This window comes from Acrocarpospora macrocephala (assembly GCF_009687865.1).
GTDB lineage: Bacteria > Actinomycetota > Actinomycetes > Streptosporangiales > Streptosporangiaceae > Acrocarpospora > Acrocarpospora macrocephala.
This window is the reverse complement of record NZ_BLAE01000016.1, coordinates 1-15,148: the sequence shown is the minus strand read 5'-3', so window position 1 is coordinate 15,148 and position 15,148 is coordinate 1. Positions and strand designations below refer to the sequence as shown.

Here is a 15,148-nt window from a genome sequence, read left to right as displayed (position 1 = left end):
TTTGGCTATGCGACCTGGGGATATTCGTTGATCAGCCCGCCGAGGACCTTGCGCCGGGTAACCCGCCTGCTCGAAGCTGATCACTTCGGAACGAGGTCGGCCGCATCCAGCGGATGCCGCTCGTACGCCGAGAAGATCCGGCCGCTCGCCGGCGACCGGACCCGGTGGCGGCCGCCGAGCCCCGGCTGATCGAGATCACCGATCCGATCGCCACGTACGGCAAGACGCGCGCCTTACCTCCTGGCAGCGATGAGAAACAGCAGTTCACGTGGGGTGGGGAGGAGGCAGAGGGGATGGAACCGCGCAACCCCGCCCACGACGTCATCGACGGCGACGGCGCCGTGGTGCTGGGCATCGTGGTGTCGGTCCTGCGCAACGTCTGATCCGCCTCCCCTTCCGGCCGGACGCCGAGCCGGAAGGGGAGAAACGGTCGTCTAGCTGACCCAGCCGCCGCAGAGCCAGGAAGTGGGGAGGGTGTCACCGGTGCCGTAGCAGGCGTGGAACCGCTGCTGGCCGTCCCCGGGGCTGTAGGGAACGCCTGCGGTGTCTACATCGAGGCTGTTGTTCCAGTAGATCTTCCCGCTGGTCTTCGTGTTCGCGGTCAGCCAGCCGTAGCTGCCCCATAGTTGCCGCTCGATCCTCACCCAGAGCGGGTTGCAGCAGCTGTCGTCCTGCCACAGGGTTAGGTGTGCCCAGCGTGTACTGCAGCCGGCGCCGCGTACCTGCACGCTGCGGGTGCCCCAGGCCTTGAAGCTGCCGGAGACCTGGCCCCCGCACGCCTTCGCGCTCGCGGACTGGGTGGTGACCAGCGGAACGGCCGTGACGAGGAGGAGGGCGACCGCCGCCGACTTCAGTGCTCGTGTGAATCTCATAGCGGTCACTCTCGATCAGTGACCTGTCCCGTCCAAGACCTTTGCGCGGTAATGCAAAGGTCATACGCGGGTGCCGTCCAGGAGCCTGCGGCTCAGTGGGATGGGGGCGGCCGTCACGATGTCTCCGTCTCTGCCGGGCCGGGCGGTGGCGCGGGTATCGGGGGAGAGGATCACCAGCGCGGCTTGACACGGCCTTGCCGCCGTCCTATCTGGGTGTATATCGCATATATACCGACACATCCGATGGTCACCGCGGGTCACCCGTGAATGTGGGCGTCGACCCCCGACGGCTCTCGAAAGACTGCTGCGCCGGGGGGACGCGTACCTGGCTGAGGCCCGGTGGACGTGTACCGGTTCCTGCCCGACAACGCGGAGGCCGCCGCGTGCTCAGCCGCGCCGCCGACCTGTTCGAGCAGGTCGGGGAGCGCTACTACGAGGCGCACACCCTCTCCCGGCTCGGCGACGTCCAGCGGGCTGGGGCGACGAGGCCGCCGCCCGCGTGTCGTGGCGGCGGCCGGCATCTTCGGCGAGTTGGGGCACCCGGACCTGGACCTGGTCCAGTAGAGACTGCTCGCGTCCGCGAACTGACCGCGGGGCGCCCCGGTGGCGACACGGTGGCGCCCCGCCGCCTGGTCTACCAGCCCGTGTAGTTCACCTCCGGACTGCGGAGGTGGGTGTTGAGCACGGTGGCGTAGGCGGTCGCCCCTGTCTTGGTGGGGTGCATGGAACTGCGGCTCGCGCAGCGCCCGTCGTCACCGAGACAGCCGTCGAAGACGTGGTTGATGTCGCCGAAGTCGCCGGGGCCCGTCCTGGTAAACATGACGGGGTTCACCCACTTGACGGTGTCGCACACGCCATGGCCGCGGAAGGCCGGGATGGAGTCGGCGAAGGACACCTCGTGTCCCGCGTCCCTCAGGATCCGCACCGTGTCCGCCGCCTCGGCGGCGAAGTACGCGCTGGCCCAGACGAGGGTGGCCTGCGCCTGCGGGTCGAACGTCGAGCACGACGAGTTCATCCCGGACACGTCCGGATAGCCCATCAGCACGATCTTCGCCTTATTCGTGCGGTTCTGCGGGATCGTCTTGGTCTCGATCTGCTGGAGGAGGTTGGCGACGTTCGGCGTCCCGGTGTTGAGCGTCTCGAGCATCCGGTCGCTCAGCTCGCTCTCGTAGGTGCCGCCGCCACAGGTGTTGACGTAGCAGGTCAAGATGACGTCGTCCCAGTCGGTGTCGTTGGCGCCGATGGTCAGGGCCACCAGGGTCGTGTTCTGGTTCAGGAAGCCGCTCTCCAACTGCGCCGCCTCCCGGAACCTGCCCTCGGCATCGCCGCGGTAGTCCGACCAGTCTCCGATCGGCCGCGGCAGCCATGACGGCTGGGGCAGGGTCATGTCCATCATCGTGGCGCCGGAGCAGGCGACGAACGCGAAGTCCAGCTTCGGGTCGAAGGAGTCGGCGAGCTGGCCGATGGTCTGGGTCTCATTCGGCAGGACCGACTGCCTGATCCAGGCGTCCTTGCTGCGCCGGCAGGCGTTCCACCGCGGGGTCTGGTACTCGAAGTCGGTCTCCCGGTAGTAGTTCCCGACGCCCTCACCCGAGGTGATGGAGTCGCCCATGGCCACGACGAAGTGCTTGGGCTTCTTCTTGAGCACCTGGAAGGCGATCGCGTCCCAGGAGATGGCAGCCGAGCCGTCACCCTCCAGGTTCAGGTTGGTGAGCGACACCTTGGGCGTTCCGGCGAACTGGAAGACGCCCAGGTTGTACCACTCGTTCTGCTCCCGGCTCTGGTTCAGCCAGCGCCTCTCCACCTGGTTGTTTCCCAGGTCGACGGTGTACGGAGCCTGCTGGGTCTCCGCCCGCCGCTTCGGGATGTGCACCAGGACCCGGGCCCAGTCGTTGATGGCCCGGTCGAGCGTCCAGGTGCCGGTCACCTGCATCACGTTGCCGTTGTTGGCCCAGGCCCGGGTGTACCCGAACCACTCGTGACCGCCGAACCCGTTGCCGAGCTGCTGGAAGTCGGCCCTGGCCGGCACCCTGCCCGCGGAGTCCTGGTTGAACTCGAACGACAACGTCCCGTGGTTGGTCCACTGGGAGTTGTCGCACCCGCCGCGGATCGCGGGAACGGTCACGTCGTCGACGATCAGAACCTCCTTCGTATCCCCGCCGACGGACGGCAGCCCGGGTGTATTGCAGGGCGTCCACTGGTCGGTGGGTTCGACGCGCTCAGTGCTCGCCCAGGTCGAGTCGTAACGCAGGGACGCCTCGTTGCCGCACTCGGACGGGCAGGACTTCCACGACTTGGGCAGGTGCCACCAGCACTTGGAGTCCGCCCGCTGGCACGTGCCGCGGAAGTTGCCCGCCTCCGGCTGGCACTCGTTGTTGTCAGGTCCCGCCGAGGTCGGCACGCAGAAGGCGTTGACGTCGACGAACGACGGGGTGGAGGGGGCGATCGGCACGATCGAGGTGCGCCTGTCGTCGGTGGTCCACCACGCGTAGTTGTACCCGCCCTCGGTGACAGGGTTCCCGGCGGAGTTCAGGTAGGTCTTGGCGATCGGCCACGCCGCCCAGCCCAGAACCTTCTCCTGGTACGGCCAGTCCTGCGGGTGCCCCGCGTCCGCGTAGCTGTTGAAGTTCAGGAAGGGGTGGCGGTCCGGCCGGTAGGAGGGGTTGGCGGGATTGTTCAGCCAGCCCACACCCCACGCGCCGTTGTTCGGCGTGTTGTTGGCGTCCCGTCCCCATGCGTCGGCCTTGACGTGCCAGCCGGAGTTGTAGGCCCAGACGGCGAGATACCAGTTCTCGATCTTCGACGGGTCACCGTTGTTGATCTTCGCCAGGCCGTTGGTGTCGGTCCAGATCTGGTTCCACTTGCTCGCCAGGGTGGACATCCCCGCGGCGATGTTGGTGACGTAGTCGATCGCCACCCGCTTCTGCTTGTCGGCGCTCCACGACGAGCCGGTCTTGCGCATGTTGTCGGTCTGCTGCGAGATGCCGTACCCGCAGTCGGCCTTGGAGAAGTCCACGTCCCAGTCGTTGGACGGGTTGTTGTCGTAGATGTTCACGCCGTAGTAGTTGCCGACGAGCGGGTTGCCGGTCTCGCCCTCCTGCACGCTGCGCTGGGCCTGCCAGAGGTTGGACTCCTGCGCCAGGATGCCGAACATGATCGACACCGGGATGCGGCCGCCGCCCTGCAGGTCCGGGGCGGGGAACTCGGTCTGCGGGTTCCACCCGGGCAGCCCCGAGCCCTTCCAGCCGTTCGTCCGCCACACGTTCAGCCGGTTCTTGAAGACGAGCTGATCTACCGCCCACTCCACCTGCCGCCAGTGCGGCTGGTACACCTGGACCTGCGGGTCGTTGCGCGGGACGGCGCAGGTGTAGCCCTGGTCGATGGTCCCGGTGACGGCCGTGGTCACGGCGGGGCCCGCCGGTCTGAGGGTCAGCGCCAGCCGGGGGTTGGCCACCAGTCCTGAGCCGGCGTCGGGGGCGAGCAGTTCACCGGGCCGCACTTCGAAGGCGACGTCCGCCTTGGTCCCCACGACTCGTGCGGTGATGTCGACAGGCTCGGCGTTCGGCACCTCGATGCTGCCCCCGCGCTTGTCGTCGCCCTGCGTGCCGGTGCCCGGCTCGCCGATGGGCGGCGCACCGGGTCCGCCGCGCAGCCCGCGCCGCGCCGCGGCCGTGATCGCCAGCCCGCCCTCGGAGGAGACCCCGGCCGCCGCCGGCGCGTCCAGCAGTGACACCGCTTGGGGCAGCGCGCTGCGCCGGTCGGCCTTGCCCACGAGGAAGACGCGTCCGTTGCTTCCGGGCCGCACCGTCAACTGCCCGAGTTGCCCCGACGCCAGCTCCCGGGTCCGCCCGCCCAGGTACTGCTGGATCTTGACGGACGCGCCGTCGCGGGCGGCGAAGGCCACGCCGCCGTCGGCGGTCGCGTGCAGGTCGTAGGGCAGTGAGCCGGTGGCCGCGAGCTGCTTGAGCTCTCCGCCGTTCCGCACCTCCACCAGTCGGGCCCCATCGGCCGCGACCAGCGTGTCCCCGACCGGAATGGCCGAGGTGAGCTGGCCGGTGGCCACGACGGTCCGGGTCACGCGCTTGGTGGCGGTGTCCACCATGAGCAGGCGTGTGGTGTCGCGTTGCTCGCTGACGCCCTGCGTGAGCGCGACCGTGTCACCGGCGCCGCAGCCCGGGTTGAAGTAGGCGAGCGTCACCTGGTCTCTGAGCTTGGTGACCGCGCCGGTCTTGGCGTCGATGATCGCGGCGAAGGCGCCTCGGCTGAACAGCCAGTCGCGGTTGGTGAAGTAGCGCGGCGCGTAGACGGCCACGATCTTGGTGCCGGATCCGGTGAGGCAGGCGTTGCCGATCCACTGGTCGGTGTCCATGCCGGGCTCGGTGAGGGTGGCGACGGTCCGCCACTGGTAGCCCGTGGCGGCCGTCGCCGTGAGCACGTGGAACCCGGTCGCGTCGCCGGATGTGGTGACGGCGATATCGGTTGATTTCTGCCAGTTCATTCCCAGCACGCGGTCGCGCTGGGCCGGCTGGACGGACGATCGGTCGAGGTCCTGACCTGGGGCCGTGGCCGGCTCGGGAGAGGCCTGGACGGTGGGGGCCGTCGTGGGGGCGGCCAGCGCGCTGTTCGCCGGGGTGATCAGTGCGGTCAGACAGGCGGCGATCGTGGCGCCTGTCAGCAGCCGCCGCCGGTGGTGTCTCATGACGCTCCAGGGGTTGGGATGACGGAGAGAGAAAGCGAAGACCGGACCGTCACGCCGGAGGGCCGACGCCGCGTTTCCCGACAGCATCACCAGCCCGCCTTGACACGGTCTTGCCACGAATATTCGGTGCTACCGCGGCCGGGCGCTGATCCACACTCGCGTTCATGGACGACACGCTGCGGGACGAGGTGTTCGGGCCGTTCCCCTTTCAGACACCCTCTACCGCACTGCTGGCAGTGCGCTTGTGGTGAGGCCCTGAACGCCTACTGGGAGCGGCTCGCCGAGAGCAACGTGCCCCCGCAGCCCTCCCCTCACCGTCGCCCTTTGCCGCGCGCGTCGCCGTCCCCTTCGCCGTCCGGCTCGTGAGGTCATGCCTCAGTCGCTGCATCCCTGCGTGGACGCGGTCGCGGCGGCGGTCGTGCCGTCCATCGCCGGGCGGGCGATCTCCTCGGCTGTGAGCGCGTAGCCGCTGGGCTTGTCGAGATCGCTGGCGAAGATCATCCCGGCGACCTTTCCGTCGGACCTGAACAGAGGCGCGCCCGGGACCCCTGGCTCGACGGCCGCATGAACGATGAGGACTTCGCGCAGGACTTGGCGCTCGTTGTAGATGTCCTGGCCGTAGGCGGGGGCCCTGCGGCCGATGCTGCCCGATATCACGGTGAGGTCCCCGCCCTTCGGATATCCCACGAGCGTGGCGCTGTCGCCGGGATCGATCGGGCCGAAGGCCAGCGATCCGGCGCGCAGGCCCGGCACCCGCAGCACGGCGACGTCACGGCCTGGGTCGAAGAGGACGACTCTGCCCTCGGAGCGCTTCCCGTCGGTTCCGATCACCGTGATTGGGCCGGTGGTGCCCGCCACCAGGTGCGCAGTGGTCATGACTCGTTCGGGCGCGTAGGCGAAGCCCGTCCCTTCCGGCTTCGCGTCGCAGCCGGGGGCCTCAGCGATCAGCTTGACCACGTTCGACCCACTCGCTGTGCTTGCTTTCGAAGGTGATCCGTCCGCGTCCCGGGACCCTTGCGCGCAGCCCACCGCGGTGATGAGGACGATCAAGACCACTCCGAGCGTGGTCGGCCTCGCCCAGGAGGCCTTGCCCTGCTTCTCGATCACCCTTGGATGGTAGTGCGACATGGCAGACACCCGAGGGGGACGGTCCCGCCGCCGGCACGGAAGCAGCGGGGTGGTCATGACGGCCGTCTGCGCCGTCCGCAGGTCAGCTCGCCGAGGGCGGTGATGACGGGGAGGAAGGCGCGCAGCAGGTCGGCCAGGGCGTGGGGGAGGCGGGCGACGGTGCACGACCATCAGGTGGCGGATGCCCGGCGGATCACCGCCTTCTCCGCATGACATGGTCAGCGGCGAGGCCTTCCGCTGGGACGCGCCTTCCCCTATCTATGCGGGGCACGCTTGGATCTGGGTGGGCGACTCCGGTGGGGCGGTGGGCTGCTGGGGTTTGACTGGTAGCGTGCGTCCATCATGGGCTTTCCTGGTTGGGAGCGCGGCCGGTGAGCGGGCGTACTTCGGCGCTCGCCGTCGATGGTGTGCTGGGGGCCGGCGTTCTGGTGGCGCTGCTGGTTGAGCGGTTCATGCTCGACGCGGCGCCAGCGTCGGGGTGGGATGCCGCGGCCAGGGTGGTGGCGGGCGTGGGGCTTGCGGTGGCGGTGGCGTTGCGGCGGCGGGTTCCGTTTGGTGCCTTTGTGTTGAGCGCGGCGGCGCTTTGTTTTGAGGTGCTTGTCGCGTCGCCTAGCTGGCTGGCGCCGTACGCGAATCTGCTTGGGGTCTTCTCGGTGGCGCTGTATGCCGGTCGCCGGCAGGCGTGGTGGGGGCTGGGGATTCTGCTCGGGTGCATGGGTGTCTAATTTGCCGCCCGCGACGTCACGGCGCCTACCCAGCCGGCGGGGGTTTTGCTGGTGTGGCTGGCTATGTGGTCGGTGGGCTATGCGATGGCGCGGCGGCGCGAGGAGCAGCAGACCGCCCGGCGGCTCATCCAGGAACGGGCGGTGGCCGGTGAGCGGGCCCGCATCGCCCGTGAGCTGCACGATCTCGTCGGCCACACGGTCAATCTCATGCTCATGCAAGCGGGGGCGGGACGGCGGGTGCTGGACAAGGATCCGGCGAAGGCGCGGGGGCTGCTGAGCGATCTGGAGCGGGCCGGGCGGGACGCCCTCACCGAGCTCGATCGGGTGCTCGGGGTTCTGCGCAGCGACGACCCGGACGGGGATCGGCCGGCGGACGCGTCCGGTGTCGCCACGCTGCCCGACCTCGCGCAGCGGATGAGCCAGGCGGGGCTGCGGGTGACCGTCCAGGTCGGGGCCGGTCTCGACCTGCCGCGCAGCCTCGACCTCACGGCGTACCGGATCGTCCAGGAGAGCCTGACCAACGCGCTGAAGCATGCCGATGCCAGCGGCGCCGACGTCACGCTGCGGCGGGACGGGCAGTGGCTGGAGGTGGTGATCCGGGATGACGGGCGCGGGCCGGTGGTCGGCTATCGGCCCGGCCGGGGGCTGCTCGGCATCCGGGAGCGGGTTGCCCTCTTCGAGGGCACGGTGACCTACGGTCCGGCCGGTCGTGGGGGCTTTCAGGTGCATGCCCGGCTGCCGCTGACCTCGGTCACGACTGCTGCCGAGGAGCCGGCTCGATGACGGTACGCGTGTTGCTCGCCGATGACGACGCGTTGCTGCGGGCGGGGGTGGCCGTCGTGCTCGGCACTGCCGAGGGCATCGAAGTCGTGGGTGAGGCGGCCGACGGGTTGCAGGCGGTCGCGCTGTGCCGGTCCCTCGGGCCGGACGTGGTCGTGATGGATGTGCGGATGCCGGGGATCGACGGCATCGAGGCGACCCGGCGGATTGTCGCGGCCGGGTTCCCGACCCGGGTGCTGGTGCTGACGACCTTCCACCACGACGAGTACGTGTGGGGGGCGCTGCAGGCCGGGGCCAGCGGGTTTCTGCTCAAGCGCGCGTCGCCGGAGCGGCTGATCGACGCGATCCACACCCTCGCCTCCGGGGACGCGCTGATCGACCCGGCGGTCACCCGCGAACTGGTCGGGCAGTTCGTCACGCGATCGTCCGCCGGCCGTACGGAATCGCCTGAGTCGCGACGCTTGGCCCAGCTCACCGGGCGTGAGCGGGAGGTGCTGAAGCTGGTCGCCGAGGGCTACTCCAACGCGGAGATCGCCGACCTGCTCACCATCGCGGAGTCGACCATCAAGACGCACGTGAAGCGGATCCTCGCCAAGATCGATGCGCGGGACCGAGCCCAGGCGGTCGTGGTCGCCTACCGCGGCGGCCTGATGTAGGACTCGGGGGGCGTACCCCAGCTGGGGTACGCGCACTGTCCTCCCCGGAGGGACGTCCGGACGGCCGCGAATTTCTAGGTTTCGGGCATGACAAAGCGAACTGTTGTCCGCGCCATCGCCCTCACGGTCATCGGCATCCTCGTTCTCGCCCTCGCCTACCTGAACCTGCGGCCGGAGGACACCCTGGCGGTTCCCGCCGGCGCGCGGCCCGGTTCGCTCACCATGGAGCCTTGCGACTACGACACGGAGGCCGGGACCGTGCCGGCCGACTGCGGCACGCTGGTCGTGCCGGAGAATCGGCGCGACCCGGCGACCGACCTGATCGCCCTGCCGGTGATCCGGATCCGGGCGACCGGGCCCAGTCCGGGGGAACCGATCTTCCGGCTCAACGGAGGGCCGGGCGCCACCAACCTGAAGTTCCCGCAGGCGAGCCGGCTGACCGGCAACCACGATGTGGTCCTGGTCGGATACCGCGGGGTCGACGGGTCGCGGCGGCTCGACTGTCCCGAGGTGACCGAGACCCTGCAGTCGTCGTCCGACCTCGCCGGTGCCGAGTCGCTGCGCGCCGCCACCCGGGCCTTCGAGGCGTGCGCCAGCCGGCTGACCGGCGACGGCATCGACCTCACTGGCTACTCGATCCCGCAGCGGGTCGACGACCTGGAGGCCGCGCGCACCGCGCTGGGCTATTCGCGGATCAACCTGATCAGCTCGAGCGCAGGCACGCGGACCGCGATGATCTACTCCTGGCGTTACCCGCGGTCGCTGTTCCGCTCGGCGATGATCTCGGTGAATCCGCCCGGCCACTTCGTCTGGGACCCGCGGATCACCGACCAGCAGTTCGCCCGGTACGCGGAACTGTGCCGCGCGGACGCCCAGTGCTCCGCCCGTACGGATGATCTCGCGGCCTCGATGCGCAGTGCCGCCGCCGACGTCCCGGGCCGCTGGGGGCCGCTGCCGATCAAGGAGGGCAACGTCCGGATCGCGGGCATGTACGGCATGTTCCAGAACGGCAAGGGCTCCGCGCCGCTCAACGCGCCCGCCCTGACCGACGCCTACCTGCGCGGCGACGCCGGCTCCTTCTGGGCGCTGTCGACGATCGCCGACCTGGTCGTGCCCGGCTCGTTCGTATGGGGCGAGTTCGCCTCGTTCGGCATGATCGACGCGCCGGCCGCCCAGCGCTACTACGACGCCGGCGGCGACCCCGGCTCGATCCTCGGCAACGCGGCCACCGACCTGCTCTGGGGCGGCCCGTCGGGCTTCTACCAGGTGTGGCCGGACAGCCCCGACAACGCCGAATACCGTACGGTCCGCAAGAGCGACGTCGAGACCCTGCTGATCGGCGGCACCGTCGACTTCTCCACCCCCGCCGAGCTGGCCACCAAGGAGCTGTTGCCGGCGCTGTCCCGGGGCAAGCAGGTGACCCTTCCCGAGCTGGGCCACACCGGCGACTTCTGGGAGCACCAGCTGGAGGCCGGTCAGCAGCTGCTGACCACGTTCTTCGACCAGGGCACGGTGGACTCCTCGCGGTTCGGCCCGCGTCCCGTCGACTTCGAGCCCGCGACGAGCATGTCGGCCATCGGCAAGATCCTGGCCGGCGGCGCCACCGGCGGTGCGCTGCTCGCCGTGCTCCTGCTCGTGGCGATGGCCCGGCACGCCCGCCGGAACGGCGGCTTCCGCCGGCGGACCGGCGTCTGGCTGCGGGTCCTCACGCCGCTGCCGCTCGGCCTCGGCGGATGGTTGCTGGCCGTGCTGCTGGTCTGGGCGATCCGGCCGCAGGTCTTCGTGGGCAGCGCGGCGCTCGCCGTGCCCTCGGTCGGCCTGGCCGTGGGGCTCGGCGCCTACGCGGCCTGGACCCGGCGGGGCGGGCCGGCCTGGACCCGGCGTGCGGGCCTGGCCGCAGCGGCCGGCGGGGCCCTGCTCGGCGCGGCCCTCGGCTTTGGCGCGGCGTCGGATCTCGCGTCGCTGCTCACCACGATCGTGGGCGCAGCCGCAGTGGGGAACCTCGCGCTGCTGGCGCTCGACGCGTACATCCACCGGCAGCCGAGCGACACCCGGCATGACGAGCCGGTGACGGCGCCGGCCCCGTCGTGCACGTCGGCTGAGTCGGGGGGCTAACCCGGTAGGACGGGCGGAATCCGGCGACGAGACTGAGGCTTGTGACGTTCCTCCTGCTCTGGCTCCGGCACGAGTTCCGGGTGCGGTGGCGCGGCCTGGCCGTGCTGGCCCTGCTGGTGGCGTTCGCGACGGCGACCGTCCTGGCGGCCCTGGCCGCGGCCCGGCGCGGCGAGAGCGCGCTCGACCGGCTGCGCGCCGTCACCCTGCCCGCCGACGTGCAGGTGCTGACCCAGGATCCGTCGTTCGACTGGGACCTGGTCCGTAGCCTGCCCGGCGTGGCCGCGGTCGCGCCGTTCCTCACCACCCCCTTCTATGTGGAGGGCGTGGAGCTGGGGTGGAACTCGACGCCGCCCGCGGGGCCGGGTATCTGGCAGGGCATCGAGCGGCCGGTCCTCCTTGACGGCCGCCTCCCCGATCCGGCACGTGCCGACGAGGTGGTGGTGCTGCCCCGATTCCTGGAACGGTACGGCAAGCGGGCCGGCGATTCGCTCACCATCATCCTGCACCGCCCCGAAGACGTGGACCTGCTCGCCGACGCCGACACCACCCAGATCCGGGCTCGTGGGCCGCGGGTGACCGCGCGGATCGTCGGGGTCATCCGCTCACCGCAGTTCACCGACCCGAGCGACGGCGAGGCCGTCGTCATTCCGTCGCCGGGCCTGTTCACCCGCTACCCGGCCAACTTCCTGGGCACCCGTGGCGTCACCTTCACCAACGCGCTCGTCCGCCTGCGGGGCGGCGCGAGCGGCGTCGCCGACCTCCGCCGCCGGCTGACCGAGCTGACCGGCCCGTCCCGGCTCAAGGTCAGGGACCTGTCGCTGGTCTACCGCGACCGCGACCGCCTGGTGGCCTATGAGGCCGCGGTCCTGCGGGCCTTCGCGCTCGCCGCGCTGGCCGCCGCCGCCTTCATGATCGCCCAGTACGCGGCCCGGCTGACCGACGTGTCCCGGGCCGAGCTGAGAGCCCTGCGCGCCGCCGGGCTGGGACCCCGCCGCGCCGCAGCCGCCGCCGCGGCCGGATCGGCGGTGGCGGCCGTCCCCGGCACGCTGCTGGGCGTGGCGGGCGCGGGCGTCGCCTCGATTTGGATGCCGATCGGCGCCGCCGCGGCCTTCGAGCCCGCCCCAGGGCTGGACGCCGACTGGCTGATCCTTTTGCCCGCCCTCTTGATCGTCCCCGTGGTGATCGGCACCGGCGCCTGCCTGTACGCGCTGACCGCGAACGCCCGCACCGCTGTCCGGAGATCGGTCCTGGTGGACGGCGCGGCCCGGCTGGGCTGGCCGGTGGCGATGGTGGCCGGCCTGCGGTTCGCGCTGGAACGCGGGCGCGGTCAGGCGACGCCGGTGCGGTCGGCGATGGTCGGCTCCGTGGCCGGGGTGCTCGGCGTCATGGCCGCCCTCACCTTCTCCGCCGGGATCGCCGACGCGGCGAGTAACCCCGTCAGATACGGCCAGACGCACCAGCTCGTCGCCTTCATCGGCCTCAACGGCACCGGCCCAGCGCCACGGGAGATCCTCACCGTGCTCACCGCCGACCCGGCGGTCACCGGCGCGGACGCCAGGAAGTCCGCCACGGTGACGGCTGGCGACATCACCTTCCCGGTGTACAGCGTGGGCGGTCCCGTGCCCGTCACCCTGGTGCGCGGCCGCCCGCCCGCCGCCGCGGACGAGATCGCGCTGGCGGTCGGCACGGCCGGTCGGCTGGCCGCCGCCGAAGGCGACCGGATCTGGGTGAGCGGCTCGGACGGCAGCCGGGAGTTCCTGGTGTCGGGCATTGGTTTCGTCCCCATAGGTCCAGATAACGACTACAACGATGGGGCGCTGATCACACCGGACGGGTACGATGCGCTCTTCTCCTCTTTCGACGCGGGCCTGGCGGTCATCACGCTGCGTCCGGGCACGGAACTGGGGGAGACCATCACTCGTCTGAAAACCGCCGTGCGCGCGGTGCCGGGCGGCGACCGGGTCAGCATGCTGCCCGCCCTGGTCCCGCTCCAGCTGGCGCAGATCCAGGGGGTGCGCGGGCTGCCGGTCGCGCTGGGCGTCTTCCTGGGCGTGCTCGCCCTGGCCGCCGCCGCGCACGCGGTCACCGCCACCGTGCGCCGCCGCCGCCACGAGATCGCGGTCATGCGCGCCCTCGGCCTCACCCCCGCGCAGTCTCGGGCGGCCGTGCTCACCCAGGCCCTCACCCTCGCCGCCGTCGCCGTCGGAATCGGCGCGCCACTGGGCGTCGCGCTGGGCCGCGCCCTCTGGCGCGTGGTCGCGGAAAGCACCCCGCTCAGCTACGTCCCCCCGAGCCCGCTGGCGGCGATCCTGCTGATCGCCCCGGCCGCCCTGGCCGCCGCCGTCGTCCTCGCCGCCCTCCCCGCCCATTCAGCCGGACGGTTCCGCCTGGCCGGAGTACTCCGCGCGGAGTGAGCGCAGCACCACCAGGGCCACGTCGTCCTCGTGGCCGGGCTGGACCTGGATCTGTGATCCACAGTCTGACGATCAGTGCCAGTAGTCCCGCTCTGGGAGCCTGACCCACAAGTCGGGCGGGCCGACGATGGGGCGGCGGTCGGTGAGTCGCAGGCCCGCGCGGGCGCAGGAGTAGGCCACGGCCTGGCGCTTGTAGAGGTAGCGGTCGAGGAACTCGTCGGGTGCGTACTCGGGGCTCGGGTCACCGCGGTCGTCCCAATAGATCTGGACGCCGTCGCGGTGGAAACTGCCCTGGTTGCCGCTCGCCGCGTTGGCGTACATGGCGTAACAGACGGTGCCTTTCGACAGGAGTTCGCCGACTTTGGGGGTAGACGGCATGAATCCCCACGGCTGGGTGACGACGCATCCGCCGGGCACGTCGCTCACACCGACGATGGCCATGGACTCCTTGCCGTCGGCGTACCGCGCCACTATCTCGTTGGGGTCTTCGTCGTCGCCGAGCGGGGTGGCCTCCAGGCGCCGCACCGCCTCGGCCGTGCCGATGCCGGACACGCAGGCTACGCCCAGGCCCTCGTGGGGGGAGAAGCGGCCCACGGCCGCGTTCAGCCGCCGGGCCTCCGCGACGGCGGCGGTCTCGGCGGCGGACAGGAGCACGCCGGCGGGGCGGTCGGGGAACAGGTCGGGGGTGGGGGTGGCCAGGCTGAGGCGGCCGGGGGACCATCCGGCCATCATCGGGCGCCAGGGGTCGGCGCCCGCCTCGGCCAGGGCGCGGGCGTTGTCGGGGCGGCCTGCGTAGACGGCGTCCCAGAGCGGGGTGCATCCGGCGTACTCCGCGTCGACGTCGCGGACGCGGGCCGCCAGTTCGGCGATCACTTCCGGGGAACCGGCCTGGGCCGCGAAGGTCAGCGGTGGCTCGTGGAAGTCGGCGGGCAGGTCAGGGTCGGCGCCGGCGTCGAGCCTGGCCCGGATCAGCTCGAGGTCTTTCCAGTCGTTCCACCTGAGACCGGACCATCCGGGTTTCTGCATGGCAGGACTCCTCCGCGAGACGTCGAACACGTTCGCGACAGAGCATGGCAGCGCCGACCGACATTCTCGCGCCGGTCAGCGCGGCCTTCGCCAGCCCCCGCCCGGCCGGAGGTTCGGCCTTCTCACCCACCCCGGCGGCGGTATCACGGCACATATCCCGGGCACGACGCTGCTCGTACGGGCCGGGGCGACTCACATATCGCCCGGAAACGTGATCGACCCGGAGACGGGCGAGCGCGCCCCACAAGTCGACCGACCGGATGCTCATGACCGGCCCGCACCCGTAACCGCAGGACGGCCGGTGGATCGCGTCGTCCCCGCCGCCGCGGCCGACGACCCGGTCGACCAGAGGTTCGACACGTCGCCGCTGCTGCCAGAAAGTAACCGTTGATTTGGAATAATGACGGTATTTGTCGCCCTTTCCAATTCGGTATTCGAAAAGTCAATATTTTGCTTAACGGGAGAATTTGTTGGCTTTCCTGGCGATGCCATTGATCCTCTCCGCATCCCAAGGAGTCTGATGAGGGCGTTCTCCCTGCTGGTCACACTCATGACGGCGGCCGCACTGGCCGCCGTCCCCTCCCCTGCGGCCGCCGATCCGCCGATCCTCGAGATCGTGAAAATCCTCTACCCCAGCGACGACCTCTCCGTGTCCACGGGCGACGACGAGAACACCCCCGCGTCGGCGGATGACTTCTTCCTTCGGGCGGGCAGCCATTCCAGCGGAGACACA

General features: G+C 70.7%; 13 protein-coding genes. 9 read left to right on the top strand and 4 right to left on the bottom strand.

Annotation, left to right across the window (positions count from 1 at the left end; genetic code table 11):
- The first annotated feature begins 113 nt into the window (after positions 1–113).
- The gene (locus Amac_RS56140; RefSeq protein ID WP_246268362.1) at positions 114–383 is read left to right on the top strand and encodes a hypothetical protein; all 270 of its coding nucleotides are present in this window, start codon (positions 114–116) and stop codon (positions 381–383) included.
- Positions 384–434: 51 nt separating this feature from the next.
- Here the strand turns inward: Amac_RS56140 and Amac_RS15480 are convergent, their stop codons facing one another.
- Entirely contained in the window at positions 435–872 is a 438-nt protein-coding gene (locus Amac_RS15480; RefSeq protein ID WP_155355084.1) for a hypothetical protein, read from the bottom strand.
- A 383-nt stretch (positions 873–1,255) separates the two neighbouring features.
- Between Amac_RS15480 and Amac_RS15475 the strand changes: the two genes are divergently transcribed.
- Positions 1,256–1,522 (top strand): hypothetical protein, encoded by a 267-nt coding sequence (locus Amac_RS15475; RefSeq protein ID WP_155355083.1) that lies wholly within the window; start codon positions 1,256–1,258, stop codon positions 1,520–1,522.
- Here the strand turns inward: Amac_RS15475 and Amac_RS15470 are convergent.
- Together Amac_RS15470 and Amac_RS15465 are read right to left on the bottom strand one after the other, a co-directional pair.
- On the bottom strand, positions 1,507–5,571 hold the full coding sequence (locus Amac_RS15470) for an SGNH/GDSL hydrolase family protein (protein WP_155355082.1): 4,065 nt from the start codon (positions 5,569–5,571) through the stop codon (positions 1,507–1,509). The genes Amac_RS15475 and Amac_RS15470 overlap by 16 nt on opposite strands.
- Positions 5,572–5,946: 375 nt before the next feature.
- Complete coding sequence (locus Amac_RS15465; protein ID WP_170322497.1) at positions 5,947–6,678, bottom strand: S1 family peptidase; 732 nt, start codon at positions 6,676–6,678, stop codon at positions 5,947–5,949.
- A 392-nt stretch (positions 6,679–7,070) separates the two neighbouring features.
- On the opposite strand from Amac_RS15465, the gene Amac_RS15460 reads away from it, so the two are divergent.
- The 5 genes from Amac_RS15460 (at position 7,071) to Amac_RS15440 (ending at position 13,389) form a co-directional block, all read left to right on the top strand.
- Entirely contained in the window at positions 7,071–7,424 is a 354-nt protein-coding gene (locus Amac_RS15460) for a DUF7134 domain-containing protein (RefSeq protein ID WP_155355080.1), read from the top strand.
- Between the two features lie 51 nt (positions 7,425–7,475).
- On the top strand, positions 7,476–8,207 hold the full coding sequence (locus Amac_RS15455; protein WP_155355079.1) for a sensor histidine kinase: 732 nt from the start codon (positions 7,476–7,478) through the stop codon (positions 8,205–8,207).
- On the top strand, positions 8,204–8,860 hold the full coding sequence (locus tag Amac_RS15450; protein WP_155355078.1) for a response regulator: 657 nt from the start codon (positions 8,204–8,206) through the stop codon (positions 8,858–8,860). Before Amac_RS15455 ends, Amac_RS15450 begins: the two co-directional genes overlap by 4 nt.
- 87 nt (positions 8,861–8,947) lie before the next feature.
- Positions 8,948–10,975 (top strand): alpha/beta hydrolase, encoded by a 2,028-nt coding sequence (locus Amac_RS15445; RefSeq protein WP_155355077.1) that lies wholly within the window; start codon positions 8,948–8,950, stop codon positions 10,973–10,975.
- Positions 10,976–11,016: 41 nt separating this feature from the next.
- Positions 11,017–13,389 (top strand): FtsX-like permease family protein, encoded by a 2,373-nt coding sequence (locus Amac_RS15440; protein WP_155355076.1) that lies wholly within the window; start codon positions 11,017–11,019, stop codon positions 13,387–13,389.
- Between the two features lie 72 nt (positions 13,390–13,461).
- Here the strand turns inward: Amac_RS15440 and Amac_RS15435 are convergent, their stop codons facing one another.
- A complete protein-coding gene (locus Amac_RS15435; RefSeq protein ID WP_155355075.1) occupies positions 13,462–14,415 on the bottom strand; it encodes an ankyrin repeat domain-containing protein in 954 nt (317 codons plus the stop codon).
- On the opposite strand from Amac_RS15435, the gene Amac_RS15430 reads away from it, so the two are divergent.
- Both Amac_RS15430 and Amac_RS15425 read left to right on the top strand, forming a co-directional pair.
- A complete protein-coding gene (locus tag Amac_RS15430) occupies positions 14,414–14,806 on the top strand; it encodes a hypothetical protein (protein ID WP_155355074.1) in 393 nt (130 codons plus the stop codon). The two genes, Amac_RS15435 and Amac_RS15430, sit on opposite strands and share 2 nt — an antisense overlap.
- Before the next feature lie 129 nt (positions 14,807–14,935).
- Positions 14,936–15,148 (top strand): hypothetical protein (locus Amac_RS15425; RefSeq protein WP_155355073.1); only part of this gene is annotated, 213 nt, incomplete at its 3' end.